23 protein-coding genes and 2 pseudogenes are annotated in these 26,390 nt (G+C 65.0%); 16 read left to right on the top strand and 9 right to left on the bottom strand.

Going from position 1 to position 26,390, the window contains the following annotated elements:
• The 6 genes and pseudogenes from VML93_RS01505 to VML93_RS01480 all read left to right on the top strand — a co-directional run.
• Positions 1-475 (top strand): PE/PPE C-terminal domain-containing protein (locus VML93_RS01505; RefSeq protein ID WP_325606947.1); only part of this gene is annotated, 475 nt, incomplete at its 5' end.
• 2 nt (positions 476-477) lie between these two features.
• Positions 478-1,743: pseudogene (gene sat, locus VML93_RS01500) on the top strand (sulfate adenylyltransferase).
• A complete protein-coding gene (locus tag VML93_RS01495; protein WP_325606946.1) occupies positions 1,740-2,054 on the top strand; it encodes a DUF6955 family protein in 315 nt (104 codons plus the stop codon). Before sat ends, VML93_RS01495 begins: the two are co-directional and overlap by 4 nt.
• Positions 2,055-2,098: 44 nt before the next feature.
• A complete protein-coding gene (locus tag VML93_RS01490; RefSeq protein ID WP_325606945.1) occupies positions 2,099-3,079 on the top strand; it encodes an HPP family protein in 981 nt (326 codons plus the stop codon).
• An 18-nt stretch (positions 3,080-3,097) separates the two neighbouring features.
• Positions 3,098-4,393 (top strand): annotated as a pseudogene (locus VML93_RS01485) (sulfatase family protein); the annotation flags it as partial.
• A 288-nt stretch (positions 4,394-4,681) separates the two neighbouring features.
• Positions 4,682-5,815 carry a phosphotransferase gene (locus VML93_RS01480; protein ID WP_325606943.1) on the top strand — a complete coding sequence of 378 codons (1,134 nt, stop codon included), beginning with the start codon at positions 4,682-4,684 and terminating at the stop codon, positions 5,813-5,815.
• Here the strand turns inward: VML93_RS01480 and VML93_RS01475 are convergent, their stop codons facing one another.
• Positions 5,816-6,631, bottom strand: a complete 816-nt coding sequence (locus VML93_RS01475) for an enoyl-CoA hydratase/isomerase family protein (RefSeq protein ID WP_325606942.1) — start codon at positions 6,629-6,631, stop codon at positions 5,816-5,818. It lies immediately after the preceding gene.
• 136 nt (positions 6,632-6,767) lie between these two features.
• Positions 6,768-8,144 (bottom strand): FAD-binding oxidoreductase, encoded by a 1,377-nt coding sequence (locus tag VML93_RS01470; protein WP_325606940.1) that lies wholly within the window; start codon positions 8,142-8,144, stop codon positions 6,768-6,770.
• Between the two features lie 159 nt (positions 8,145-8,303).
• Between VML93_RS01470 and VML93_RS01465 the strand changes: the two genes are divergently transcribed.
• Entirely contained in the window at positions 8,304-11,210 is a 2,907-nt protein-coding gene (locus tag VML93_RS01465; protein ID WP_325606938.1) for an ATP-binding protein, read from the top strand.
• A gap of 2 nt (positions 11,211-11,212) precedes the next feature.
• Here VML93_RS01465 and VML93_RS01460 read toward each other — a convergent pair whose 3' ends face one another.
• From VML93_RS01460 to VML93_RS01450, 3 genes are read right to left on the bottom strand one after another with little or no spacing between them, the layout of a single operon-like run.
• A complete protein-coding gene (locus tag VML93_RS01460; RefSeq protein ID WP_325606937.1) occupies positions 11,213-11,482 on the bottom strand; it encodes a DUF4242 domain-containing protein in 270 nt (89 codons plus the stop codon).
• A gap of 19 nt (positions 11,483-11,501) precedes the next feature.
• On the bottom strand, positions 11,502-12,098 hold the full coding sequence (locus VML93_RS01455; protein ID WP_325606935.1) for a cytochrome b: 597 nt from the start codon (positions 12,096-12,098) through the stop codon (positions 11,502-11,504).
• Positions 12,098-13,270 carry a catalase family peroxidase gene (locus tag VML93_RS01450; RefSeq protein ID WP_325606934.1) on the bottom strand — a complete coding sequence of 391 codons (1,173 nt, stop codon included), beginning with the start codon at positions 13,268-13,270 and terminating at the stop codon, positions 12,098-12,100. The genes VML93_RS01455 and VML93_RS01450 overlap by 1 nt, the downstream gene beginning before the upstream one ends.
• Before the next feature lie 227 nt (positions 13,271-13,497).
• On the opposite strand from VML93_RS01450, the gene VML93_RS01445 reads away from it, so the two are divergent.
• Both VML93_RS01445 and VML93_RS01440 read left to right on the top strand, forming a co-directional pair.
• A complete protein-coding gene (locus tag VML93_RS01445; RefSeq protein WP_325606932.1) occupies positions 13,498-14,625 on the top strand; it encodes an NDMA-dependent alcohol dehydrogenase in 1,128 nt (375 codons plus the stop codon).
• Between the two features lie 10 nt (positions 14,626-14,635).
• Positions 14,636-15,625 carry an alpha/beta hydrolase gene (locus VML93_RS01440; protein WP_325606930.1) on the top strand — a complete coding sequence of 330 codons (990 nt, stop codon included), beginning with the start codon at positions 14,636-14,638 and terminating at the stop codon, positions 15,623-15,625.
• Positions 15,626-15,628: 3 nt separating this feature from the next.
• On the opposite strand, the gene VML93_RS01435 is transcribed toward VML93_RS01440, so the two are convergent.
• Together VML93_RS01435 and VML93_RS01430 are read right to left on the bottom strand one after the other, a co-directional pair.
• Positions 15,629-16,927 carry a DUF1214 domain-containing protein gene (locus VML93_RS01435; RefSeq protein WP_325606928.1) on the bottom strand — a complete coding sequence of 433 codons (1,299 nt, stop codon included), beginning with the start codon at positions 16,925-16,927 and terminating at the stop codon, positions 15,629-15,631.
• Positions 16,917-18,080, bottom strand: coding sequence for a sulfotransferase (locus VML93_RS01430; protein ID WP_325606926.1), 1,164 nt, complete (start codon positions 18,078-18,080; stop codon positions 16,917-16,919). The genes VML93_RS01435 and VML93_RS01430 overlap by 11 nt, the downstream gene beginning before the upstream one ends.
• Positions 18,081-18,167: 87 nt before the next feature.
• Between VML93_RS01430 and VML93_RS01425 the strand changes: the two genes are divergently transcribed.
• Both VML93_RS01425 and VML93_RS01420 read left to right on the top strand, forming a co-directional pair.
• Positions 18,168-19,187 (top strand): TIGR03617 family F420-dependent LLM class oxidoreductase, encoded by a 1,020-nt coding sequence (locus tag VML93_RS01425; protein ID WP_325606924.1) that lies wholly within the window; start codon positions 18,168-18,170, stop codon positions 19,185-19,187.
• A 13-nt stretch (positions 19,188-19,200) separates the two neighbouring features.
• Positions 19,201-19,671, top strand: coding sequence for a MarR family winged helix-turn-helix transcriptional regulator (locus VML93_RS01420; RefSeq protein WP_325606922.1), 471 nt, complete (start codon positions 19,201-19,203; stop codon positions 19,669-19,671).
• A gap of 8 nt (positions 19,672-19,679) precedes the next feature.
• On the opposite strand, the gene VML93_RS01415 is transcribed toward VML93_RS01420, so the two are convergent.
• Positions 19,680-20,672 carry an ATP-binding cassette domain-containing protein gene (locus tag VML93_RS01415; RefSeq protein ID WP_325606921.1) on the bottom strand — a complete coding sequence of 331 codons (993 nt, stop codon included), beginning with the start codon at positions 20,670-20,672 and terminating at the stop codon, positions 19,680-19,682.
• A 2-nt stretch (positions 20,673-20,674) separates the two neighbouring features.
• The gene (locus VML93_RS01410) at positions 20,675-21,724 is read right to left on the bottom strand and encodes an ABC transporter permease (protein WP_325606919.1); all 1,050 of its coding nucleotides are present in this window, start codon (positions 21,722-21,724) and stop codon (positions 20,675-20,677) included.
• 103 nt (positions 21,725-21,827) lie between these two features.
• Between VML93_RS01410 and VML93_RS01405 the strand changes: the two genes are divergently transcribed.
• From VML93_RS01405 to VML93_RS01385, 5 genes are all read left to right on the top strand, one after another.
• Positions 21,828-21,977: a hypothetical protein gene (locus VML93_RS01405; protein WP_325606917.1), complete on the top strand. Its 150-nt coding sequence runs from the start codon at positions 21,828-21,830 to the stop codon at positions 21,975-21,977.
• A 146-nt stretch (positions 21,978-22,123) separates the two neighbouring features.
• Entirely contained in the window at positions 22,124-22,492 is a 369-nt protein-coding gene (locus VML93_RS01400) for an STAS domain-containing protein (RefSeq protein WP_325606915.1), read from the top strand.
• A gap of 15 nt (positions 22,493-22,507) precedes the next feature.
• Positions 22,508-22,954 (top strand): ATP-binding protein, encoded by a 447-nt coding sequence (locus VML93_RS01395; RefSeq protein ID WP_325606913.1) that lies wholly within the window; start codon positions 22,508-22,510, stop codon positions 22,952-22,954.
• A 190-nt stretch (positions 22,955-23,144) separates the two neighbouring features.
• Positions 23,145-24,905 (top strand): N-acyl-D-amino-acid deacylase family protein, encoded by a 1,761-nt coding sequence (locus VML93_RS01390; RefSeq protein ID WP_325606911.1) that lies wholly within the window; start codon positions 23,145-23,147, stop codon positions 24,903-24,905.
• 8 nt (positions 24,906-24,913) lie between these two features.
• The gene (locus tag VML93_RS01385) at positions 24,914-26,260 is read left to right on the top strand and encodes an aromatic ring-hydroxylating dioxygenase subunit alpha (protein ID WP_325606909.1); all 1,347 of its coding nucleotides are present in this window, start codon (positions 24,914-24,916) and stop codon (positions 26,258-26,260) included.
• Positions 26,261-26,390: the final 130 nt, after the last annotated feature.

Here is a 26,390-nt window from a genome sequence, read left to right as displayed (position 1 = left end):
CCCGGTCGGCGGGATGGCAGTGCCGCCGAGTTGGGCTGTCGCCACCCCGGCGATCAGAACGGTCGCCTCCGTGTTGTCGGGCGCGGCCGAAAACGCGGTGGCGGCCGCGTCGGTCAGCGAGGGGACTCTGCTCAGTGGAATGGTCCTGTCAGGCATGGCCGGAGGAGCTTTAGCCGCCGCCGCGCCCTACGCCCTGCGTGGCCGCGGCGCACCACTCCGGTCCACCTCGCTCAACGGCGCCGGGGCTGAAGACGGCGAGTCGTCAGCCGACCTGCAGCGAGTTGTCGCCGACATGGCTGAGCACCCTGACGAAGTGCAGCATTGGCACACCGACTCGGCGCAGCTCGAGAGTCTCCTCGCGAAATTGAGGACAAAGCCCGGCATCCACGCGGTTCACCTGTCCGACGGCGATCCGAACATGACACTTCCCGGGGTCAACTTGAAGCAACCGCTTCAGACAACAGAAAGGTCCTAAAGATGGATTATCGAGGTCACAACGGGAAACCGATTGTGGAGCGCGTTTCCACCGCGGATGTCGCGAATGAGATAAAGGGCATGCCGTGCATCCAAATATAAAAAGCGACCGCGCACGAGGTCATCAGCCTGTCGTACGGGTTCTTCACCCCACTGACGGGCTTTATGGGCAGCCTCGAAGTCGATACAACACTGGAAAAGATGCAACTCCCCGACGGAACATTATGGAGTATCCCGATAGTCTTCGACATGTCGGTGGACCACATCGAGGCACGCCGGATAAAAGAAGGCGGGAGAGTAGTTCTCGAATATCTCGGCGACCCGATGGCGATCCTTGACATTGACGAGATATACGAGTACGACCGCGAGCGGATGGCCGAAAAAACATATGGCACAACCGAGGCCCGGCATCCCGGGGTCAAAAAGATGCTCGCATACGAGAACAGGTTCATCGGCGGCGACATCACCCTGATAAACGAGCCGGTTTTCAACGAGCCGTTCCGAAGTTTTTGGCTCACACCTAAGCAACATATGGATGCGTTGCGGGAGAAGAACTGGAAGCACGTCGTCGCCCATCAGACGAGGAACGTTCCCCACACTGGCCACGAGGCGCTCATGAAACAAGCCTGGTTGGCCGCGAACGAAGATATGCCCGTCGACACTCTGAAGACGGGAGTGCTGGTCAACGCGATCATCGGCCAGAAACGCGTCGGCGACTACATCGACGAAGCAATACTCTTGGCGCAGAACATGTTGAGGACCAGCGGATATTTCCGCGACGACGTTCACATGGTCTCGTTCACCTTGTGGGACATGCGGTATGCGGGACCTAGGGAGGCGATCTTCCACGCGATCCTGAGAACGAATCTCGGATGTACACATCACATGTTCGGGAGAGACCACGCGGGGGTGGGGGACTTCTACGACCCGTACGATGCACAAAATCTGCTCAAGCAATACAGAACAGAGCTCGGCATAAAACCGGTGTTCCTGAGGGAGAATTGGTACTGCCCCGAATGTCTAGAGGTCACAAATTCAGCTCTTTGTGGCCACACCTCGAAAGCCCAGAGTTTTAGCGGCAGCTTGATCAGAAGCATACTCACGGACGCGGTCGAACCCACACAGAAGGTTATGCGGCACGAGGTCTTCGACGTCGTGATGGATTGTGCAGCCAAGTACGGCCAGGGCTCACCGTTCGTGACCACAGACTATCTGAGAGATCGGCTCCCCGTGTTTACCTTCAAGCGACTGGGCGGACTCGATTCATGAACAACAACGCAGGCAGTATCAAAATCAACGTGTGGATCAACGATGAGCGACTCGAGGCTCTGAAACAGGCCGGCATGTCAGAGTTTGCGGACGAGGCCTTCGCCGGCATGATGCTCCTCGAAATCTACACGACGGAAGAACAGAAGAACGTCATTCTGCAACGCTACCCCGCTGCAAAATATGATTCAGCCACCACGCGCTCCATCGAGCTGCTGCCAAAGATCGCGAAAGATCGCTTGCTGGCCTTGTCCATAGAAATGCACTCGAGAGGTCCGGAGGTAACGAGTCGATTTATCGAGGAGGCGGGCTGATCTTCGCGCCGGGGCGACGTTTTGCGATGAAGATCCCGGGACCCATGAGTGACCGGGCCCTGGAGCCCGTCGATCAGTTGGCAATGGAGAGTGCAGCCCTGCTGTATGTCGTGGCGATCGCGGCGACAGCCCAGTGCAGCGGCTGGCATTATGTGTTGTTTCCCGCGGTTGCGGCACTCTCTCACGACGTGTTGACGCGGCCGTGGGGAAAGTGGGCGACTCAGCCGATACAACTGGTCATCGTCCCCACACTGGCGGCGGGCATCGGCACATTGATCGCACAACGGTTTGGCTATCACGTTTGGACCGTGCTGCTGGTAGTGGCACTGTGCTTGTTTCTGTTGGCGGCGGTCAAGTCGAATATTGCCCCAGCCATCGCGGCAGGCATGCTACCGCTGGTCTTGGGAATAACGAATTGGCGTTACCCCGCCTCGGTGATGCTAGGCCTCGCAGCTCTGGTCCTTCTACTGCTGGCGTGGCGACGATATTGCGAGACGAAGTATCGTGCCGTGTTCGACAACGCTAAGCGCGGTGACCTTGACGAGCTCCCAGAAAAAGGCCTTGGAACCCGTTGGATCCTGCCGTATTTCCTTTTCTTGGCGATAATGGCACTCGGTGCGACGGCCTCAGGCCTTCGACTGATCTTATTTCCGCCACTCGCGGTGATCGCCTACGAGATGTTCGCTCATCCCAAATCATGTCCATGGGCCCAAAAGTCGGGCAAACTTCCCGTCGCCTGTCTGCTCACGTCTACCGCGGGTTGGCTCTGCGTGAGCGTCTTCGGGAACAGCGGGGTCGCGGCGGGTTGCAGCATGGCGGCCGGCATCGTCGTGTTGCGCATCCTGCAGATCCGCATGCCACCTGCACTCGCGGTCGGAATTCTGCCCCTCATCATCAAGTCAGCCGACATCAAATATCCAATCGCAGTGGGCATTGGGGCCACAGCCCTCATGCTCGCCTTTCTGCTTTACCGGCGCTGGCTCGTCGACCAGGGCCGGACCGACCGTAACGGTTCGAAGATATGAGGAGAGTCCGGGTGTCGAATGCTGGGTAACGAGGCGACGGGCGACAACATATTGATCGTCCACTGGCACGACCTCGGGCGGTACCTCGGTGCGTACGGTCACCCGGACGTGTCCAGCCCGCGGGTGGACCGGCTTGCCGCCGAAGGCTTCCTGTTCACCCGGGCCCACGCCACCGCGCCACTGTGCACCCCGTCACGGGGGTCGTTGTTCACCGGCCGCTACCCACAGAGCAACGGCCTCGTCGGGCTAGCCCACCACGGTTGGGAATACCACCCCGGAGTCCGGACGCTTCCGCAGATACTGTCCGAATCAGGTTGGTATACATGCCTTTTAGGAATGCAGCACGAGACGCATCACCCGGCACGGCTGGGCTTTGACGAGCTCGACGTGTCGAATTCCTACTGCGGGTATGTCGCGGAAAGGGCCGAGGAGTGGCTTCGCGACAGCGCCCGGCTTCGGGGCGGGCAACCATTCCTGTTGACTGCGGGGTTCTTCGAAGCTCACCGACCGTACCCCCGGAACCGCTATGCGCCAGCCGACAGCACCGCAGTGCAACTGCCTGACTACCTGCCAGATACCCCCGAAGTCCGCGACGACGTCGCAGCCTTCTACGGGGCCATCGCGACCGCAGATGCGGCCGTTGGCCGGCTACTGGACGTGCTCGGTGAAACCGGACTGGATGCCAGCACCTGGGTGGTGTTTTTCACCGATCACGGCCCGGCGCTACCGCGCGCGAAATCCACGTTGTACGACGCGGGAACCGGCATTGCCATGCTTGTGCGCCCACCCATAAGTCGGTCGATAGCACCCCGGGTCTACGAAGAGTTGTTCAGCGGTGTCGATTTGGTCCCAACGTTGCTCGAATTGTTGGGGCTCGAGGTTCCCGCCGAGATCGAGGGCGTCTCGCACGCACACGCCCTGCTCTCGTCGGATGAATCGGCCAAACCGGTACGCGAAGAGCTTTACACCATGAAGACGTATCACGACTCGTTCGATCCGATTCGTGCGATCCGCACAAAGGAATTCAGCTACATCGAGAATTACGCGCCCCGCCCGCTACTGGATCTGCCGACGGATATCGAGGAGAGCTTGTCCGGACGGGCCGTCGCGCCCTTCGTGAAATCGCCCCGGCCGCAGCGGGAACTTTATGATTTACGCACCGATCCGACCGAGACCACTGACCTGCTGGCAGATGGCGACCCCGGCAACGGCGAAATCGCGGCCGACTTGGCTGTACGCCTGCAGGATTGGCGACAGCGAACCGGCGATGTCATCCCACCGGACTTCGTTGGAACCCGCATCGCGCGGCGCTACAAAGCCCCGCACCGACCGCAAGGCCAGGATTTCGAGATGATCGTGAATGCCAGATCCAACCATCGGTGGACCGACACGAGTTTTTGATCGTCGCGCTGGCGCCGTCGATGCTCACCCACGCGGTCCAGCAGCCGGGTTTTCTTCAGGTGACTCGAGCAGTATCTGGTCCGCACCCTGGTGGCACAGATCAGACAATAGCTCAGTATTGTCTGATGTCGAAATGTTCGGCTACTTTGGTCCTGCGACGGTAGAGCGCACGGCCAGGTTCGCCAATCGGGATGGATGGTTATGAAAAGCCCTGTAGGTCAGGCTCGCTCGGTTATGGGCCTGACCGCTCATCTGGGCCGCGGGGTCGGCCGGGTTGCCACTGACGCGCTTGTGGGCAGCCGGACCGGGCTACCGCGCACGGTCGGCGAGATCGACTCCGAACTGCTCTCCAACATCATGGGCACCACGGTCAGCTCGGTGCGCATCCTGGGCAGCGACGCGGGAACGTCATCAAGGGCGCGGCTGGCGTTGACCGGAGAGCGGGCACCGGAGTCGGTGTTCGTCAAGCTGTCGGCGCAAACCGCCGCCACCCGACTGATGGGCGAGCTTGGCCGGCTCGGCCACACCGAGGTGCGCTTCTATAGCCAGCTCGCGCCCGAACTCACGGGTGTCCCGAAGGCCTACGGCTCGGCCTTCGACACCTGGACGGGCCGCTACCTGCTGGTCCTGGAGGACCTGCCCGCGACGTGCGTCTTCCCCGACACCCTGCACCCGCTCTCCACCGACCAGGCCAGCCTCGTCGTGGAATTGCTGGCCAAGCTGCATGCCACCTTCTGGGGCCGGCTGCCCCGCGGCGGGCGCGGGCCACTGGGCTGGCTGTACACGCCGTCGGGTGACGTCACCTCACTGTTGACCGGCGCGCTGATGAACGCCTCGATGAAACGGATCGCCGAACGCAGCGACATCCCGGTAGAAAAAGGCCGGTTCATCGCCGACAACTACCGGGCGGTCGCCACCCTGATCGACACTCCTCCCCACACCGTCATGCACGGCGACGCTCATCCCGGCAACATGTACTTTCGCGACGGCGCGGCCGGACTGCTGGACTGGCAGGCGGTACGGCGCGGACACCCGGCCCGCGAACTGGCCTACACCCTGGTCACCAGCCTGACGCCAGAAGACCGGGTTGCGGCTCAACACGACCTGCTCGACGACTACCGGCACGCGCTGACGGCAGCCGGCGGCCCCGAACTGGACGGCGACGACCTGTGGCTGCGCTTCCGGCAGGGCGCCCTGTACGCCTACGTTGCCTCGCTGATCACCGCGGGAATGGGCGGGATGCAGGTCGAAGACATCGCCATGGAGGGGCTGCGGCGCGGCGTTGCGGCGCTCGACGACCTGGAAACCGTTGCAGCGCTGAAGCATTCGTTGTAGTCACAGCTCCGGAAGCGGCTCCCAGTCCGCCGACACCGACCGGCTCCAGCGCGGCGAACGCCGCTGCTGGAATGCGTCGATGCCCTCGCGCGCGTCGGCGCTGCCCATCACCCGATGGTGCAGTTGGGTTTCCAGCTCGGCGACCTGCCGCGGCGTATAGCCCTTGACCATGGTGTCCCAGAGCAGTCGTTTGCTCAACGCGGCCGACATCGGCGCAACGTTGACGGCGATGTCGCGGGCCACCGTCATCGCGTGGTCGAGTACCTCGTCGGCGGGCAACGCTCGGGTGGCGATACCCATGGCCGCGGCCTCTGCGCCGTCGAATGTGCGCCCGGTCAACAGAATGTCGGCCGCTGCAGCGCCACCCACCAGATGCGGCAGTGTCCAATGCGACATGCAGTCCGGTATGACGCCCCGACGGACTTGCGCGACAGCGTATTTGGCGTCGGCAGCCATTATGCGGATGTCGGCCTGCAGCGCGATGGTCAGGCCCATCCCGATGGCGTGCCCATTGACCGCGGCGATAACCGGCGTGCGCAGCTCGAACGCGGCCGGATCGGTGGGTGCCGCCGTGAACCCCGAGTCATCCTGCGGAGCGTCGAAAGGACTTGTCGCCGACGAGAAGTCGGCGCCGGCACAGAACGCGTCGCCGGCTCCGGTGAGGACGATCGCGCGCACCGCGTCGTCGTCGTCGCAACTCCGGTAGGCGCGGTTGAGCAGCTGACCCATCTCCGCGGTGTAGGCGTTGCGCCGCTCGGGGCGGTTGAGGGTGAGCAGCGCGACGCCGTCGGTGATGGCAACGGTCAGATCGGTCATGGCCGCTCCATAGTGCCATGCGATCCGGCAGCAAGTCGCGTAAAGCGGGAAAGCGAGACGCGGCGGCACCCAGGCGGTGCCGCCGGCCTCGCGATGATCTCTACATCAATCCCCGTGTGGGACAGCCATGTCAGCTTCAGCGAGCGGGCAGGATGTTCTGGTTGATGCGGAACACGTTGCCCGGGTCGTATTGCGCCTTGACTTCGCTGAGCCGCTGGTAGTTGGGACCATAGGTGGCGCGGACGCGGTCCTGGCCCTCGTCCATCATGAAGTTGATGTAGGCACCGCCCGCCGAATACCGGTGCGTCGCATTCCAATAGTCCGCCGTCCAGCGCCGCAGCGCCTCTCCGTTGGCCGGGTCCGGGTCGACCCCGACGATGACCTGTGAGAAGTTGACGTCCCGATACGCCCACGCGGTGTCGGTTTGCCCGACCCGGTGCACCGCGCCGTCGATCGGATACAGGTGCATCGCCGAGTGCATGGTGGGCAGTTCCTCGGTGAAGCGGACATGGGCGTCAACGGCGCCGTCGGGCACCGTCCGGAAGAAGTCGCCACGCCAATACCATTGCAGCCCTTTGGGATACAGACCGTCAAAGGTGGACTGCAGCGCGGGATAGGGTGCGGCACCGATGCCGTCGAAGGCCGGCTCCATTTGCCGTACCGGCGCGAACGCTTCGTCGGCGCGGGCGGGATCACCCGTGTAGCACCAGACCACAGAACACGCTTTCTGCAGGTGGAAGGACTCGGGAAACGGGTCGGCCGGCGGCACGGTCATGGTTGCGAAGAACCCGTAGAGATCCTCGTCCTGCGCGGGGATGAAGTCCCGGAACCACTTGAGGATGTCGGCGGTGGCCGAGGCCGGCCACGCCGTGGGACCGCAAAGCACGGTCTGCACCGGGTGCAGGCGGAAGGTGAACGAGGTGACCACGCCGAAGTTTCCGCCGCCACCGCGCAGCGCCCAGAACAGGTCGGGGTGGCGGGATTCCGACGTCGTCACCACGCGACCGTCGGCCAGCACGACCTCCGCCTCCAACAAGTTGTCGATCGTCAGGCCGTGCTTGCGGGACAGGTAGCCGTGCCCGCCGCCCAGGGTCAGGCCGCCGACACCGGTGCTCGCGATGACGCCGGCCGGCGTCGCCAGCCCGTGCGCGTGGGTCGCTGCATCCACTTGACCCCAGGTCGCGCCACCTTGAACCCGGGCGGTGCGCCGGTCGGCGTCCACCTCGATGCCGCTCATCGGCGACAGGTCGATCACCAGGCCGCCGTCGACGCTGCCGAAACCGGGGCCGCTGTGCCCGCCCCCGCGGACCGCGACCGCCAGCTTCGACGAGCGCGCGAACTCGAGGGCGACCGCGACGTCGACAGTGGATCGGCAGCGTGCGATCACTGCCGGCCGCTTGTCGATCATGGCGTTGTAGAGCGCCCGTGACTCGTCGTATCCCGGGTCGCCGGGCAGGATTAACTCCGCACCCGAGCGCATGCGCAGGTCCTCGATTGGCGTTGTGATGGTCATCCCCGTAACTCCTCGTTTGATCTGATTTTGCTTTGCTGCGGCGACGCTACGAGGTCGGCGGGCCGCGCGTCATGACCACAATGTGGCATTTGCGCGCAGTTACACGATAGTCAGATCTGACTATTCTCGGACCGCCACCTGCGCGGTTACCTTGAGTGCATGGCGCAGTGGGTGCCACCACCACTTCCGGCCGAGCTGAACTCACGTCGGCGCGGCCCGCTGGTGGGCCGCGGCGCGGAACTGGCGGCTTTCGAGCAGGCGTGGGAGCGGGTCGAGAACGGCAACCGCCAGGCGGTGTTCATCGGCGGGGAACCCGGCGCGGGCAAAACGCGGCTGGCCGCCGAGATCGCCGCAACGTTGGCCGACCATGGCGTGGCGGTGCTAGTGGGCAGCTCGACGGCCGATGCCGACGTTCCGTATGCGCCGTTCGCTGAGGCGCTGGATCGCTTGTTCATCGCCGGTCCCGCGGGTTCGCTGGCCGGTCCGCTGACGGACGTGGCAGCACAGCTGCGACGGCTGACAGCGCAGGTGGATCGGCATTTGCCCGACGCCGGCCCGGTCGCGGACGACGGCACCGGTCGGCGCGCGCTGTTCGATGCGCTGACCGGTTTCCTGCGGCGCCTGGCGATCGATCGCCCGATCGCGCTGATCCTCGAAGATTTGCATTGGGCGCAGCTGCCCACGCTCGCGATGCTCGAACAGGTGCTGATCGGCTGCACCGATGTCCGCATGCTGGTGGTGGCGACCTTCCGCACCACCGAACCGGACCGCTCCGACGAGCTGGTCTCCCGGATGGCCGAGCTGCACCGATTCGACGGCGTGCGGCGCCTGGATCTCGGCGGCCTGGACACCGAGGCAATCGCCGAATTCGTCAGTCAGACTCAACATTTGGCGCCTCCCTCGGCGCGTACCGCGGCGGCCCTGCTGCGCGACAAGACCGGCGGCAATCCGTTCTTTTTGACCGAGCTGTGCAACGACCTGGAAATCCGTGGCGGCCTGGCAACATTGGGTTCGCAGCAGCGGGTCCCCGCGTCCGTCGGAGATGCCATCGCCCGCCGCCTGGGAGGACTGAGTGCCGGCGTCCGCACCGTCATCGAGCAGGCGGCGGTGTTGGGCGAGACATTTGATCTGCCCGCGCTGATCGCCGCCAGCGAGACCGATCTCACCGCGACCCTGGCCGCCGTCGATTCGGCTGAGGCGCTGGGTCTTGTCCGGGCGGTCGACGACTCCGACGGCGAGTTCTCGTTCGTGCACGCGTTAACTCGTGACGAGGTGGTCGGCGGGATGGCGGCGTCCCGGCTGCGGATCATGCACGCGCGCGCCGCCCAAGCGCTCGAAGGACGCGGGGACCCGTCGGTTGTTCCGCGTCTGGCGAATCACTACTTGCGGGCGCACGTGCTGGGCTACCACGAGCAGGCGTTGAGATACGCGCGCCAGGCGGCCTGGATGGCCGAACAGAGCCTGGCTTATGAGGACGCAGCGAAATGGTTTGAGCGCGCGGCGTCGCTTCCCGAGCTGAGCTTCTCGGATCGGGCAGGGATGAACTTCGGTGCAGCCGCGAACCATGTGCGCGCGGGCGACTTCGCCCGCGCACGAGCCATCTACGAACGCGTCAGCGCGACGGACGACCCGATCACCAGGTTGGAGGCGGCAGTCGGCTACGAAGACGCGAGTTGGCGTCCCGGACTGGCCGACTCGAAGGCAGCCGACCTGCTGGCATCGGCGCTGGAAACCTGCGGGTTGAGCACCGACGACCCACGCTACATACATGCTCTGGGCAGCTTCGGGCGAGCGCTGGCGTTTGCCGGCGAGTCGGCACGCGCGCGGGAAATCAGCGACCGCGCAATTCGATTCGCACGGTCCGCAGACGATCCGGCAGTGCTGCAGCATGCTTTGATGACGAGCCTTTGGCACCTGACGCCAGACATGTGCGACCTCCAAGAGGAGCGTTCGTCCGAGCTACTGCGCGCGGCTCAGGCCCGCCGCGACTACGACGCTCTCGGTGCGGCCGCGCATTTTCGCGCCATGGTCAGCTATCTGGTCGGACGGCCCCGCGAACTTACCGAGTCCGCCGCCGAAATGCAGCGATCGGTCCAAGCGTGCGGACAGCCCTTCTTCGGCTTCGTCAGCGCGTGCGTCGAGCAGGCGCTGGCCTATCTGCGCGGCGATTTCGCGGGCGCTGAACGGTGGGCCGAAATCGCTTTGCGCACAGGAAGTTTGTTCGGCGTCGACGGGACGGAGGGCTCCCACGGAGTTCAGATGTTCATGATCCGCCGCGAGACTGCAGACCTGAAGAGATTCAGCGGATTCCTGGACGGAAGCGAGAAGTTCGCCGGCCGTTGGGTTCCCGGCTTGCTTGCGCTGTATACCGAGCTCGACTGCGAGCGTGGCATGAGCCGCGCGCTCAACCACCTACTCAACCGCAATCTCGGCGATCACATCGACGAGGCGCAGTGGCCGATGGAGCTGGTGTTCATGGTCGAGGCGGCGTTAGAACTGGGCAACCGCGAAGCGGTTCACGCGCTGCGCCCGCACGTTGCCCGCTACGCCGGAAAAAACCTGCTGGCCGGCCAGTTCGTGGCAGTGTTCGGCAGCGCCGACCGATATCTCGCCCGGATCGCCGCGCTCGGCGGTGACTCCTGTTCCGCTGAGCGCCATTTCGGCGTGGCATTGGAAATGGACCGGCGGATGGGCTCAGTCGTTCACGTCAGTGAGACGCTGGCCCGCCAGGCGTTGTTCGCAGCGTCATGCGGTCGCGCCGAGGAGGCCCGCCGTCTCGCCGACGAAGCCCGCAGCATCGCTGCCCCGATCGGTCAGGTCCGGGTAGTCGAACTGGTGGATTCATTGCTGACTCCGAATCTCGGGGGGCCCGACGGCCTGACGGACCGCGAAGTGGAAGTGCTACGCCTGCTCGCCGCCGGGTTGAGTAACCGGGCGATCGGCGAGCGCCTCTACATCAGCACCAACACGGCGGCCAACCATGTTCGCAGCATCTTGATCAAGACCGGCGCCGCGAACCGCACCCAGGCGGCGATGTACGCCGCGGATCACCAGCTGCTCGAGTGAGGTCAGATGTCGGCCGATGCACCGTCCGGCATCAGGCGTTCGGTCACCTCGACGACGACGTCGGCGGGAAGGCCGGCACGTGCGGCGGCGGATCTGATCGCCTCTGGCGAAGGCGCTTCGTAGAGGCAGTACGTCTTTCGTTTGTCCGCTGACAGAAACGAATAGAGCCAGCGCACGCCCTCCAATTCGTTGATCCTGTTGATCCCGTCGGTGACGTCGAGGCTGGGTTCCAGCCTGTCGGCGTAGTTGCGCTCGACCATGAATATCGGCACGGCGGACTCCTGTCGTTCATCAGACGTGGGTTCGTCCTTTTGGCGGGTCCTGTTGCGGGGGTTTGCTGCGCCATACTGCCATCCGATACAGCAGCCCGTCGCGCAGCACGAGCGTGTGAAAGAGAACCGCGCAGACGTGGGCGGTAAACGTCGCGAAGAGCAGTACGGCGAACACGTCATGGCACACCCGCAAGAATGCGTAGACGTCGATGTTGTGCGGTGCGATCCCGGGCAGCTCGAACGGCCCCAGGGAGACGATCGGCCACCTCGCCGCGGACAGCATGGCCCATCCGACCAGCGGCTGGATGATCAGCAGGGTATACAGCAGACGTTCCGACCACGACGCGATCTTGCGTTCGGCGGGACTCATGGTGGCCAAGAACGGGGGCAGGGTGTGGGCGCGCCGATTCACCAGGCGGATCAGCGCGAACATCAGGATCAGCACGCCCAATGGCTTGTGGATGGCCAGGAGCTGCGGGTAATAGCTCAGCGACGCGATCATGGTCACGCCGATCAGCAGTTGCACGATCACCATCGGCGCCATCAGCCAGTGCAGAATCCGTGACGAGAGAGCGAAACGCGGCGCGGCGGTGTCTTTCCCTGTCTTGGTTGTCATCAGAGCACCCGACTTACGTTGACCTCGCTGGGCGACTTGGGCTCCTCGGCGCGGCGAGTGAACGAGCGCGCGTAAACGGCCGATCGCGCGCGAGGCAACGGATCGTCGGACAGGGTGATCCCGTCCGGCAGCACCGTCGGGTCGAAGTTGACATCGCGCGCGTTGCCGGCTGCCTCGGTCTGGACCGCGGTAATGGTGATGGTGCCGGCGTCGATCGACCGCCGCGACTGCGGCCAGGGTTTAGTGGCATCGTTGGTCGGATCGCCCGGCTCTCCGATGGTGAGAACCAGCCGCCACTGCAACGGCCGCTGCACCATCACCCTGATCAGGTCGTCGAACAGGTAATCCTTGCCAACCGACGAGGGCGGCGGCGCGGCGGCGCCGGCTTCCTGCGGAACTGCCGACCAGCGAACCGGAACGGTCGCGCCCGCGTCGTTGGTGAAGTAGAAAGCATTCAGGCCGTGATACGGGCTGTCCGCGAATCCCGCGCTGGGCGGGGACTGCTTGATGATTTTCAGTGCCGCCGCGGTCTCAGGATGGCGCTCTAAGAATGCGGCCATCTGCTGTGGGTCCGGCTTGCCGGTGCCGGGCTGAGGTTTGGAAGCCAGCATGCGCTCGTAAAACCCCTCCGGGGTGCTGTCGGTGAATACCGGAACGTTGAGCATCGCCGTGCGCCACTGCTGGCCGTTGGACGACTGCAGCAGCAGTCCCAGACCCCGGACGGTGTCGGGCTTGTCGGCTTGATCCGGCAGACCACCACCCAGCGAAAACCGGCCGACCACGGGCACGGTCCCCTGCTGGAAGACCGCCGCGCGGCAGATGGCTGCGCCGGCCCCGTTGCTCGCGAAAGTCCCTGTGGCACTGAGACCTTTGGCATGGTTTCGGCGGAACCCGTCATGACGGCCGTAGACGCTCTCGAAGCGATCGGCGAAGCGAGCCGGCGTCAGCGCATCGGGCCGCAACCAGCCGCCCGCGTAGGCGAACCCACCCACGTCCACCGCCGCGAAGCCGGCCACCGCGCCCAGGCCCAGCAACGCGCCGCGTCGCGACAGCGCGGCGCGCAAGGGGGATTCGGGAGGTGTCGTTACGGCGGGTTCGGCTTCGTGTTCGTCATCGTGCTCGTCATCGTCAGCGTGCTCATCGTGTTGGTCGTCCTGATCGCCGGGCTCCATGCCCACCGTCCTTTCGGCGCATCGGTGAACCAATTCACTCACGGGTCGCCGCGGTGCGCACCCTTTTCCGGCGACCAATCCGTTAACACGGCGCGTTCCCGAGATTCGTTCACGCGGTCGGGCCACCTGGGGATCGACGAGGAAGCACTAGCTTAAAGAAGCGATGTCACCTTAAGCTCGGTCGAAGTCCCGAAATGCCAACAGTTGCATCCATCGGAAGGGCGAACATGAAGACCAAAGGTGCCGTTCTCTGGGAGTTCAACCAGCCGTGGTCGGTAGAGGAGATCGAGATCGGCGACCCCAGCCGCCACGAGGTGAAGATCCAGATGGAAGCGGCCGGGATGTGCCACTCCGACCACCATGTGGTCACCGGCGATATGCCGATGGCGGGGTTCCCGGTGCTGGGCGGTCATGAGGGTGCGGGCGTCGTCACCGAGGTAGGGCCCGGCGTCGACGACCTGGCACCCGGTGACCATGTGGTGTTGTCGTTCATTCCGTCGTGCGGAAAGTGCCCGTCGTGTCAGGGCGGGATGGCCAATCTGTGTGACTTGGGCGCCCAGCTGTTGACGGGTACCGCGATCTCGGACGGCACCCACCGCATCCACTCTCGCGGGCAGAACGTGTACCCGATGGCACTGCTCGGTACCTTCGCGCCGTACATGGTGGTGCACAGCAGCTCGGTGGTGAAAATCGATCCCTCGCTTCCGTTCGAGGTGGCGTGCCTGGTCGGGTGCGGGGTGACAACCGGGTACGGCTCGGCAACCCACGCAGCCCGCGTCCGCCCTGGCGATGACGTCGCAGTCATCGGTGTGGGTGGGGTTGGCATGGCGGCTCTGCAGGGCGCGATCAACGCCGGAGCCCGCCGGGCCTTCGTCATCGAGCCGATCCAGTGGAAACGCGACGCCGCGCTGAAATTCGGTGCCACACACACCTATCCGGACCTTGCCACTGCGACGGCGGAGATCGCCGAGGCGACCCGCGGGCTGATGGCGCAGAAGGTGATCGTCACCGTGGGACAGGCCAGATGCGAAGACGTCGAGAGCTACCTGTCGATCACCGCCAAAGGCGGCACTTGCGTCGTCACCGCCGTGGCCAACTTGGCCGACAACAAGACCACTCTCAACCTGGCCACCCTGACGCTGATGCAGAAGAGCCTGCAGGGCAGCATCTTCGGCAGCAGCAATCCACAGCACGAAATCCCGCTGCTGCTGTCGATGTACCAGGCCGGACGCCTCAATATCGACGACATGATCACCACTGCGTACAGCCTGGAGCAGATCAACGAAGGTTACCAGGACATGTTGAACGGCAAGAACATTCGCGGCATCATCCGCTACACCGACGCCGATCGCTGATGGTCGGCCGATGAAGAGGCTGTTGGCGCTCGCAACCCTGGCCGGCGCCGCCGCAGTCGCGCGGCGCTATCTGGCTGTTCGCGACGCGCTCGCACAAGTACCCGCCGAGCTGCGCAGCCCGTTGCTACCCCTACTCACCGGCTCGACCACCACACGTAGCCTGCCGCGCAGCCGACTGATCAATCGAATCAAGACACCGTCGGGACCCGGCGTCATGGTGACTAGCCGAAAGATCCCCGGCCGGCCACCCGTCACCGTATTCGTCACCGCGCCAACCGAACCCAGGCCGCTGCGACCGGGGTTGCTCTACATCCACGGCGGCGGCATGATCATGGGATCGCCGCAGATGGAGGCGTTGGGCAGCGGGACGGTGGCACGCGAACTCGAGGCCGTGACCGTGTCACCCGAGTATCGCCTCGCACCCGAGCACCCGTTCCCCGCGGCGCTCGACGACTGCATGGCCACGCTGACCTGGATGCGGGAAAACGCCGCGGAACTCGGCATCGATCCCGACCGGATCGCGGTCATCGGGTCGAGCGCCGGCGGCGGACTCGCAGCGGCCGTCGCACAACGCGCCCACGACGAGGGCATCCGGTTGCGCGCCCAGGTGCTCGTTTACCCAATGATCGATGACCGCACCGCACTTCGCGACGATCATGGCGGGCGGGGAGCCTTCCTCTGGACTCCGCAGTCAAACCTCTTCGGCTGGACCGCCTACCTGGGCAGGGCGCCCCGGCTGTCCGACGCGCCGCCGTACGCCGCACCCGCGCGGCGGACCGACCTGTCGGGCCTGGCTCCGGCCTGGATCGGAGTGGGCAGCCTCGATCTGTTCCACGACGAATCCGTAGCTTACGCAAAGGCTTTGCAGGACTGCGGCGTCGCGTGCGAACTGGTCACCGTGCCGGGGATGTATCACGGAGCGGACGGGCTGGCACGGAATGCCCCGGCGATGAAAGAGTTTCGCCGTAGGACACTGGACTACCTGCGCAGCTATCTCTAGCGATCAGTATTGCCGGTACCGTCGCTGGACATGTTCCTGGCGGACCCTGATCTGCTCCCTGCGTTGCTCTGCCGAGACGACGCGAGTGCCCGCTGGGAGGTGTTGGCGCACCCCGGCCAGTGGCACCTTGATGACCGTTGTTTTCGGCAAGTCAGCCGGGGGTGTGGAGTAGGTCCAGCGCAGGGTCAGGAACCCACCGCGGTGGCCCGCGGTGTCAAGCCAGTTCGGCACACCCGGGTCCGTCTCGGCAACCACGTAGCGGAAGGTCCCGTCGGAGTCCGGTTCGGACTGAAATCCGTTGAGGCTGCACGTGTGATTGGCGTAGTCGAGTGATTCGCCCCAGAGATTGGACAGGTGAAAGCCCATGTACGCGGGTTGCACTGGGACGACGACTTCGATGACGAGGGCCTCGTCCTCCGCGAGGTCGTAGACACCGCCGGAGTAGACGTTGGTGCTCTGGCCGCCGCCCATGGCGAGGTTGGCCAGCGCCGGCTCGTTCAGGGCGTTACGGGGCATGAGGGTGAACCCGTCGCCGTTCTTATCGCCGTGTGCCTCCAAGACGACGTCATAAAACTCGTTCCAGAACCTCATCTGGTTTTCCACGATGGTGCCGACGCGACGGATGTTCCGGGCCGAGGCGGCGGGGCTCACCGGCGCGGGAGGGGTGCCCTCTTTGCCGATCTGCGCGATGTGCAGGTCGGGTGATGCCTCGTGCTCCCAATCGTGAAAGAGCATGCGGGCGATCAGGAAACGGGCAGTCCCGGTCCCGTCGGCTGTCGAGATGAAGTTACCCGTATGACCGGCCGGCCACTGGGGTGCCAGCACAATCTCGAACCGGCCGTCGTCGTCGACCACGAGTTCGGAAGTATCCAGCATCCCGGTGACGACGCGCCCGCCTGGCCCGAGTTCCGCAAGGCTGCCGGTGTCTCCGGCGTAGACGTTGTGCGCTTCAAAGATGACGTACTGCGGCGCTTTACGGCCGAAGCGGCCGCGGACCCGGTAGCTCTTGGCGCCATCGATGGACGCCGAAAGGTAGAGGGCGTCGGCATTGTCGATGGTCGCCTTGTCCAGTGGCTGGATGGCGCGCCGGAAGTAGGGGTAATCGGGGTCCTCGAAGAACGCTCGTTCGATGCCGCTGAACACGAAGCCCAACAGGTATCGGTATCCCTCTGCGAGGCCCTGTTCGGTGAGCGGAGGGGCATGCAACTCGGTGGAGTCGACGGCGTCGCGGGCCCGGTTCAACGCGTCAATCAGGTCGGTCCAGGCTGCGCCCAACGAGGCTTGGCTCGATTCAGTGGACATGAGCGTCTTCTCCTTCGGCGTCCCAACGGTATTCGTCGAACAACGTGGCCAGACGGGTGTGGACTTCCTGGGGGTCCAGGCCGAATTCCTCGAGGCTGTAGCGGTGGGCAGATTCGTGCCCGCCGCGCGCCGCGGCCGCCTTGAATGCTTCGGCGGCCACCGGCCCTAAGTCGAGCTCCAACTCGTCGTAGATCCGGCGCATCGTGAGCTCGGGTTGCAGTATCAGCTCGCGGTAGTCGACGACGCTCGATCGAACGTCAGGGTGCTTGGCCAACACGTCGAGGGGATGCTGGTAGGAGTCGATCGATTGATCGGCAAGTACCCGCAGCGATTTCACGATCAGGCGTTCATCGCGGCCGCGCAGATCCCACTCGGTCTTCAGCAGCTTGAGCAGACTGGGGATAGTCTCGCTCGGATTACGCATGGGCACAATAAATCTCGCGTCGGGGAAGGTCTCGATCAGTGCTTCCACGCGACCGCAGAACGTCGGGTTCTTGCTCAAGTGCGTGCCGCCGCCGTTGGCCGCGATCTGGCGTCGGACGCACTCCTTGTAAAAGCCCATCGCCCGTCGCCGTTTGCGTTCCGGCCACTGGTCGACATAGTAGAAGTCGAGCTCGCCCATGAACGGGAACATGAGGATCCAGAACCCCGAGCACAGAGACCAGGTCAGAAAGGCGTCGTCCTCCTCAGGAACGAAGAAGCCGGTCTTGTGCATGTCGTCGGTCTCTGCGAACCGGGCCTCCTCGATCGCATCGAGGCGATGCCGCAACCGCTTTCCCAACACCGCCGCGTCAACCCGGAACAGCAGACGCAACAGGCGCTTCTCCAGCAGCGACGGGAAGAACAGTTCATACATCAAGGCGTAGCTGAACTGCGGGTCGGCGGCCATCAGCCTGTGCAGGTACGTGGTGCCGCTGCGGGCGTGCCCAACAGAGAACGTCGGCGCGATCACCTGCGTGCGACGCAGCGACGGGAACAGTATCGGATCCAGCGCGAAGCACACCGCGTGGATCGCCGCGACGGCCGGGACACCGACCAGAAACGTGAAGAACAGGGTCCAGCGCCTTTTCGCATCCCTGGCCGGCGGGTCCCGGCGCAACAGCCGAAGCATGGTCCGGTAGTTGGGCCAGTCGAAGTAGAAACGCGCGCCCATGACTCTCCTTTGCACACCCGATTCCCGCGCTCAAGCTATCGATAACTATTTGACTATGTCAAGGATATGCCGATACCGTCGTGCAGTATGCAGGTTCTCGCCGCCATGGCTCCGGAGCTTCCCTTGGCCGCGGTCCCCGGCTACGCGCGCCGGGTGGAACGACTGGGTTTCGACGGCTTGCATATCGCCGAGACTATTCACGACTCGTTGGCAGTGGCATTGCTGGCCGTAGAGCACACCACCGCTATCACGGTGCGAACCGCGGTGACGTTGGCGTTCGTGCGCAGTCCGACGCTGGTGGCCTACATGGCCTGGGACCTGGCGATCCTGTCCGACGGGCGATTTGAACTGGGGCTAGGCACTCAGATCAGGCAGAACATCCAGGACCGTTTCGGCATGCCCTGGAGTGAGCCGCGAGCTCGGATGGCTGAGTACGTAGCCGCGCTGGAGGCGCTGTTCGGGGCGTTCCGCACCGGCGGCGGTGTGGATTTCGAGGGTGCGTCCTACCGGATCACCAGGCTGCAGCCGTATTTCAATCCGGGGCCGAAAGACGTTGAGCCGCCTCGTATCTGGCTGGGCGCGGTCAATGCCGGCATGTGCGAGCTGGCCGGCAGGGCCGGGCACGGTGTGATCACCCATTCCACCAACTCCGACCCCGCCTATCTGCGCGATGTGGTGTGTCCGGCACTACGCCGCGGGGCCCTGGACGCCGGGCGTGCGGACCGACCCCTCGTCGTGGTGTCCACAGCGATCGCCACCGGTAACACCGATGCGGCGGTCGCGCAGGAACGAGAACGTCAGCGCCGCATGCTTGCTTTCCTGCTGTCGACACCGGCGTATGCAGCGACGCTCAAGAGACGGGGGTGGACCGAACTGCCCGGCCGGCTTCGCGCGCTCACCAAGGAGCAGCGATGGAACGAATTGCCCACGGTACTCAGCGATGTCGTGCTCGACGAACTGGTGACCTGCGGACGATACGACCAACTGCCCGACCTGCTGCGGGCGAAATTCGAGGGCATAGCCGACGGGGTGGTGCTTCCTCCGCCGGGTGATGACGACGACGATCGGCTGATCCAGACGTGCGTCAGCGGTCTTCGGCAAGCGTAGGGACGGAGCGAAGGTGACAGCTACGCGCAAACTGGATTCGGTGGACTCGATCAGCGCCACGCTCGCGCAAATCGTGCGGCTCAGCGTCAGCCGCTCCGCGTTCGCCCGACAGGCCTCGGCCGCAGACACGGAGCTATCGCAGCCCTCATATCTTCTGCTTCGCGTTTTGATCGACGAGGGACCAATATCCATGGGGCGCTTGGCAAGTATGGCGCACATGGACGTCGGTATGGCCACTCGCCGAGTGCAAGCCCTGGCCGACGCCGGACTTGTCGCCCGCAGCGCCGATCCCAGCGACAGACGGGTATCGGTCATCGCCACCACGGCGGCCGGCCAGCACGCCGCAGGCGCACTGCACGAGGTGCGAAGGGATCACCTGGCTCGGGCGCTTTCGGACTGGTCAGCCGCCGAGTTGCAGCAGTTCGATCGGCTGCTGACAAGGTTCCTCGCCGATACGAAGGAGACGCCGATCACCGAGGCTTAGTTTGGTGGTCACTCGGCGGCAAGCTGGCGGTGCCCCATCAGCTCGCGGATTCCGGCTATCCCCAGCCGCTCGCGGAACGCCGGCGCGGTGTAGCCGACGACCGTCCCGTCGGTGCGGGCGCGCGCGGTCGCCGAGCGCGGCATATGGAACAGCACGCCGATCTCGCCGAAATAGTCGCCGGGCCCGACCAATTTGAACAATTCCTCACCGCCCTCGGCCAGTTCGTGCACCAGCTCGAACTCACCCTGGGTCACCACGTAGATCAGCTCGCCCATGGTGGACTGCTCGAACACCACGTCACCCTTTTTCACCTCGATGGTTTCGGGTGGCCGGTTCGTCTCGGTGAAATCGGGGGTCAGCTCGACGACGCGATCGGCCATCGGCAGCATCCGGGAGTCGTGGGTGGCGACCACCACCACGCGGTCCCCGTCCGCGAGTTCGCGGATCAGCTTCAGCACCTCTTCGACCTGGATGAAGTCGAGATGCGCAGTCGGTTCGTCGGCCAGGATCAACGGCGGATCCAGCGCGATCGCGCGGGCCACCGCGACGCGCTGCTGCTGCCCGCCGCTCAGGTCGCCGGGCCGGTGTTTCATCCGCTCGCCGAGATTGACGCGTTCGAGCAATTCCTCGGCGCGCTTGCGCGCCGCCGAACGGGACATGCCCGCCTCGCGCATGGGAACCATCACGTTCTCGACCGCGGTAAGGCTCGGCACCAGGTTGAACGCCTGGAAGACGATGCCCACCTTGTCGCGCCGGTACTGCGCGAGCGCCGCGCGCTCGAGCGTGGTGATGTCGACGTCGTCGAACTTGATGGCGCCGGATTTCGGCCGCAGTATGCCGCCCAGGCAGGACAGCAGCGTCGTCTTCCCACATCCGCTGGGCCCCAGCAGGATCACCAGCGAACCCGCCGCCACGTCCAGGCTCAGACCGTTGATCGGCCGCAGCGCGTATCCGCCGCTGTAGTACTCGACGACCAGGTTCTGAATGCTGAGATCGCCCACGCCTACGGACCTCCGAACGCGAGCGCCGGATCGACCCGCACCACGCGCCTCAGCCCGGCGAGGCTGGCCAGTAGACCGATCCCGACCGCAACCACCGGTAGCAGCAGGTAGGCGCCGGTGGGCACCGCGACGATCATCGAGAACAGCGGCGCCAGCAGTTGTGACAGCAGGACTCCCAGCGCCGCGGCCAGCAGGGCGACGACCAGCGCCTGCAGCGCCAGCCCCGCCATGATCGACCGCGAGCGGGTGCCGATCGCCTTGAACACGGCAAAGTCACGCATCCGCTCGAGCGCGGACAGATAGACGACCGATCCCACGATCAACACCGCTACCACCCACAGCAAAACGGCCACGATCGAGATCGAATTCACCGCCACCTTCAACGGACGCACCAGATCCTTCACACCCCCCTCGCGATCGAAGGTCTGGTAGCCGTCCGGGACCTGCTTGGGTGTGCCGACCACCCCGATCGACGTGACCATCTTCTGCCCGTTATACGCCACTTGCTGCAGGCCATCGATCGTCAGAAAGATGTTGGGGATCTTCGCCAGTGCGGTCGAATTGGGCACGATGCCCACGATGTGCAACACGTGAGCACCCACCTGCAGGGTGTCGTCTATCTTTCGGCCCAGCGTGCTCGACACCGCGACCTCGTCCGGCTTGGACGGTGGCCGACCCTCCGAGACGTGCGGCATGCCGGGCCCCTGTTCGGGCGCGCCCCAGGCCGTGACGTTTCGCGTTGTCGAGCCTTCCTTCATGATCGTCCCCACCACGCCCATCGGGGCGGCGTTGCGGACGCCCGGCTCGGCTTTGATCCGGGCCAGGTCGACGTCGGGGAATGGCGTCGAACCCAGGAACGGTCCGGCCGCGCCGTCTTTGACCACGAATGTGTCGACACCCAGGGAGTCAACGGTTCGCTGGGCCTCGACCTTGAAGCCGTTGGCGAGCCCGGTCAGGACAAGTGTCATCCCGAAGATCAGTGCGGTGCTGACGACCGCGATGATCAGGCGCCGTTTTCGCCATTGCATGTCGCGCAGGGCCGCGAAGAGCATTCCCAGAACCTACCAACGTCCCCGTCTTCCTGGCCCTGGTTTCCTACGCATTGCGAGCGCACGGTCGAGGAGGACACGCGGCGGTCACCGGGCCGATCATGGTTTGCTCAAGTTCGCCGCAGCGCACAGTCCCACCACGACAGCGGGGATCGACGAGGGCATCCAGTCGTTGCTGGACGGTATCGGCGCGGGGCCCGGCCGCGTCGCCCGCGGGCCGTTGCCAGGTGACGTTGTCCGGGTGCCCTACGATTAGGCTGGATTGGGGGTGCCGCCTCGCCTCCAACGAGCTGCGCAGGATCGACGGCACTGTATCCGGACGGGTTGAATCAACAGCCCCGGCCAAACAGTGGTGGTCTGAGAACTAGCGGTGTCCCACCGGGGACGGATGTGAGAAACAGCATGGGCGAACAATCTCGCAATTCAATCGATCCGGCAGCGTTTGAGGTCGGAAAACACCAGGCAGGTCAGGCTGTCGTGCTCACCGTCTCCGGTGAGGTGGACATGCTGACAGCGCCGCACCTGGCCGAGGCGATACGCGGTGCCCTGGCCGGCGGCCCCGAGACATTGATCGTCGACCTGTCGAAGGTGGATTTTCTCGCCTCAGCCGGCATGACCGTCCTCGTCGCCGCGCAGGCTGACGTCGTGCCGCCGACCCGGTTCGCGGTCGTCGCCGAAGGCCCGGCCACCAGCCGGCCGATAAAGCTCATGGGAATCGATTCGGTGTTGCCGCTGTACAGCACGCTTGACGGCGCGCTGAGCGGTAACTGATCATCGGCGCCCAGGGTGTCTCACATCGACGACCGATGCCGGTTCACACGCACGCGGATTGCCGCCGACGCGCCCAGCGCCGCGCGGACCCGCGCCGAGTTCGGCAGTTGGCTCGATAGACATTTCACCCTCGGCGCAGAGCGGTTCAACGACCTGCTCTTGGCGGTGAACGAAGCGATCGCGAACGCCGCCGAATTCGCCTACATCGACGCCGCGCAGGGCGGGACGATGGATGTCAGCGCGGACTACGACGTCGACTCCGACACCCTGGCGGTGACCGTGAACGATCGCGGGCGCTGGCGTCAGCACGTTTCGGTGCCGGCCTCGCCGGGGCGGCTCTATCCGGTTCGGGGACGCGGTATCCCGCTGATGCAGGCGCTGGCCGATGAAGCGATCATCGACGGAACACCGCACGGGACCCAGGTAAGGCTGACCTGGACCCGCCTCACGCATCCCAGCTGAAGCGGCCGACTCGCCGCGGTGCTTTCGGTTGCGTCGAACGTGAAACCACCACAACTAGTTCGCGCTCGGCGCGGAGGCCAGGCCACGGATTCATTGACTCAGACCGTCGGGACGCCTACCGTCAATACATACGCTACGCATCGTAGCGTAATAACCCTTGAAACTCGGGCCCGCTGCCTTGGAGGAATTCATGTTCGACCTGAAAATCATCGGTGGCACTGTCGTCGACGGCACCGGCGCGGAGCGCTATCGCGCCGACATCGGAATCAAGGACGGCAAGATCGTCGACGTCGTCCGTCGCGGTGCCGACGACACCGAGCTGGCCGGTGACGCGGCGGAAACCATCGATGCGACAGGGCGTGTGGTGGCCCCTGGCTTCGTCGACATCCACACCCACTACGACGGTCAGGTGAGCTGGGACAGCTCGCTCGAGCCCTCGAGCGGTCACGGGGTCACGACGGTGGTCACCGGCAACTGCGGCGTCGGGTTTGCTCCGGTCCGGCCGGGCAGTGAGCAGTGGCTGATCGAGTTGATGGAGGGCGTCGAGGACATCCCCGGCACCGCGCTGACCGAGGGGATCACCTGGGGCTGGGAGACCTACCCCGAATACCTCGACGCGATCGGCAAGCAGAAATTCGCCATCGACGTCGGCAGCCAGATCGCCCACGGCGCCGTTCGCGCCTACGCGATGGGTGAGCGCGGCGCCCGCAACGAGCCAGCCACCCCCGACGACATCACGGCGATGAGCCGGTTGGTCCAAGAGGGAATCGAGGCCGGCGCGCTCGGATTCTCGACATCACGAACGCTCGGACACCGGGCGATGGACGGCGAACCCGTCCCCGGCACGTTTGCCGCCGAAGACGAACTGTTCGGCCTTGGCCGTGCCATGGCGGCGGGCGGTCAGGCGGTGTTCGAGCTGGCACCCCAGGGGGCCGCGGGCGAGGACATCATCGGCCCCAAGAAGGAACTCGAGTGGATGCGCCGGCTGAGCGGTGAAATCGACCGGCCGGTGTCCTTCGCGATGATCCAGGTGGACGCCGACCCGAACCTGTGGCGCGAGCAATTGGACCGCTCGGCGGCGGCGCACGCTGCGGGCAGCCGGCTGTACCCGCAGATCGCGGCGCGGCCGTTCGGCATGATGATCGGGTTCCAGGGCCACCACGGGTTCAGCCATCGGCCCACCTATCGCCGGCTGCAAGCCGAATGCAGCCGCGACGAGCTCACACGGCGTCTCGCCGATCCGGCCGTGAAGGCCGCGATACTGTCCGAGGACGACCTGCCCGTCGACCCGAGTCTGTTGTTCGACGGAATGTTCTCCCTCGTGCAGCACTCCCTGGGACGGCTGTACGCGCTCGGCAATCCGCCGGACTACGAGCCGACCGCCGACCGCACCGTCGCGGCCATCGCCAAAGCGCGCGGCGAGGACCCGCTGGCTACCCTGTACGACCTCATGCTCGAGCGCAACGCGACGGCCATGCTGATGCTGCCGCTGTTCAACTACGCCGACGGCAACCACGACGCGATCCGCGAGATGATGCTCCACCCCGCCGGTGTGCTGGGTCTTTCCGACGGTGGCGCCCACTGCGGCATGATCTGTGACGCCTCCTACCCCACCTTCCTGCTGACCCACTGGGCACGCGACCGAAAGCGGGGCGAGAAGCTGTCGCTGGAATACGTGATCCGCAAGCAGTCGCACGACACCGCCCAGCTGTTCGGGCTGACCGACCGCGGGACCATCGAGCGTGGCAAGAAGGCCGACATCAACGTGATCGACATGAACGCGCTGACGCTGCACCCCGCGGCGATGGCCTTCGACCTGCCCGCCGGCGGAAACCGGATCCTGCAGGGCGCAAGCGGATACGCGGCGACCATCGTCAGCGGAACGGTGACCCGCCGCAAGGACGTCGACACCGGGGCCCGCCCCGGCCGGTTGGTGCGCGGAGCTCGCTAGGGTCCCCCGTGACAACAACCGCCGGCAATCCGGCCCGTGCCCGCGACCAGGACGCGATCGGCACGCCGCCGGCGAGCCCGACGCTGGTGCCGGCCGAACGTTACTACTCAACGGCGTTCGCACAGCTCGAAACCGAGCGGATGTGGCCGAAAGTGTGGCAGATCGCCTGCATGGTCGACCACGTCGCTGAACCGGGTGACTACTTCGAATACCGTTGCGGCCCTTATGGGGTGCTGATCGTCCGCGGTGATGACGGCGTGCTGCGCGCATTCCAGAACGCGTGTCGCCACCGCGGCAACTCGGTGTGCGTGGGCTCGGGTTCGGGCCTGCGCGAACTCAAATGCGGTTACCACGGCTGGACCTGGGACCTGGCCGGCGCACTCAAGCGCGTGCCCAACCGGAAGGGCTTCGGCGCGCTGCGAATGTCCGACTTCCCACTGGTGCCGGTCCGGGTCGACACGTGGGAGGGGCTCGTCTTCGTCAATCTCGATGCCAACGCGATGCCGTTGCTCGAGTACCTGGAGGCGATCCCCGACGACGTCGCGTGGACGAATCTCAGCGACTTCCGCTGCTACGCAACGCTCACCGTCGAGGTGGACGCCAACTGGAAGACCATCGCCGACGGTTACAGCGAGACCTACCACATCCAGACACTGCATCCCGAGCTGCTGCGCTGTGTCGACGATATCCATGCACCACAACAGATTTGGGGTCACACCGGCAAGTCCGACCAGCCCTACGGCGTGCAGAGCCCGCGCTTTGACGGGTCGCTGAGCGACGAAGAGGTCTGGGACGCCTACGTTTACACGCAGGGGGCGCTGATGGGCGTCGCCGAAGGTACGCCGATTCCGGCGCGGGAGCCCGGCCAGACCGTGCAAGACCTGATCGCGGACCGCACCCGGGCTTTCGCGGCGCAACGCGGGGTGGACCTGGACTGGGCCGACACCGACCGGATCACTCGGCTGCACCAGTACAACGTGTTCCCGAACATGACGCTGCTGACCAACGCCGATCACTTGACGATCATGTGTTCACGGCCCGGGCCTGACCCGGATAAGGGCGAGATGGTCATGTTCCTGATGACGCGGATGCCGCCGGGTGCGCCGCGAAACAAGCCGACGGACGTCCGCACCACCGCCGGGGAGGCCGAGCCGGGCCTGGTGCTCACCCAGGATGTCCAGGTACTCGCGGGTTTACAGCGCGGCATGCACCAGCCGGGCTTCACCCACCTGGTGCTGTCGAATGAGGAGCGTCGGGTCATCAACATGCACCGCAACCTCGAGCGCTACCTCGATCTGCCCGAATCGGAGCGGATCACCGGCGGCGACACAGGCCGGCCCATAGTATCGGCCTAGTGGCGGCCGGTTTGCAGTTTGCGGGACTCAGCGACGTCGGCCGCCTGCGGACGAACAACCAGGACCGCTGGGGCGCTCACTTGGACGAGGAAGCCGAGCGGTCTCTGTTCATCGTCGCCGACGGCGTGGC

It is taken from the genome of Mycobacterium sp., from assembly GCF_035499775.1.
Lineage (GTDB): Bacteria > Actinomycetota > Actinomycetes > Mycobacteriales > Mycobacteriaceae > Mycobacterium.
This window is presented reverse-complemented; position numbering and strand designations above follow the sequence as displayed.

Coding starts and splice junctions, on each gene's coding strand:
- VML93_RS01495 (WP_325606946.1), top strand. CDS start 1,740: ATGAACAACAACGCAGGCAGTATCAAAATCAACGTGTGGATCAACGAT.
- VML93_RS01490 (WP_325606945.1), top strand. CDS start 2,099: ATGAGTGACCGGGCCCTGGAGCCCGTCGATCAGTTGGCAATGGAGAGT.
- VML93_RS01480 (WP_325606943.1), top strand. CDS start 4,682: ATGAAAAGCCCTGTAGGTCAGGCTCGCTCGGTTATGGGCCTGACCGCT.
- VML93_RS01475 (WP_325606942.1), bottom strand. CDS start 6,631: ATGACCGATCTGACCGTTGCCATCACCGACGGCGTCGCGCTGCTCACC.
- VML93_RS01470 (WP_325606940.1), bottom strand. CDS start 8,144: ATGACCATCACAACGCCAATCGAGGACCTGCGCATGCGCTCGGGTGCG.
- VML93_RS01465 (WP_325606938.1), top strand. CDS start 8,304: ATGGCGCAGTGGGTGCCACCACCACTTCCGGCCGAGCTGAACTCACGT.
- VML93_RS01455 (WP_325606935.1), bottom strand. CDS start 12,098: ATGACAACCAAGACAGGGAAAGACACCGCCGCGCCGCGTTTCGCTCTC.
- VML93_RS01450 (WP_325606934.1), bottom strand. CDS start 13,270: ATGGAGCCCGGCGATCAGGACGACCAACACGATGAGCACGCTGACGAT.
- VML93_RS01445 (WP_325606932.1), top strand. CDS start 13,498: ATGAAGACCAAAGGTGCCGTTCTCTGGGAGTTCAACCAGCCGTGGTCG.
- VML93_RS01440 (WP_325606930.1), top strand. CDS start 14,636: ATGAAGAGGCTGTTGGCGCTCGCAACCCTGGCCGGCGCCGCCGCAGTC.
- VML93_RS01435 (WP_325606928.1), bottom strand. CDS start 16,927: ATGTCCACTGAATCGAGCCAAGCCTCGTTGGGCGCAGCCTGGACCGAC.
- VML93_RS01430 (WP_325606926.1), bottom strand. CDS start 18,080: ATGGGCGCGCGTTTCTACTTCGACTGGCCCAACTACCGGACCATGCTT.
- VML93_RS01425 (WP_325606924.1), top strand. CDS start 18,168: ATGCAGGTTCTCGCCGCCATGGCTCCGGAGCTTCCCTTGGCCGCGGTC.
- VML93_RS01410 (WP_325606919.1), bottom strand. CDS start 21,724: ATGCTCTTCGCGGCCCTGCGCGACATGCAATGGCGAAAACGGCGCCTG.
- VML93_RS01400 (WP_325606915.1), top strand. CDS start 22,124: ATGGGCGAACAATCTCGCAATTCAATCGATCCGGCAGCGTTTGAGGTC.
- VML93_RS01390 (WP_325606911.1), top strand. CDS start 23,145: ATGTTCGACCTGAAAATCATCGGTGGCACTGTCGTCGACGGCACCGGC.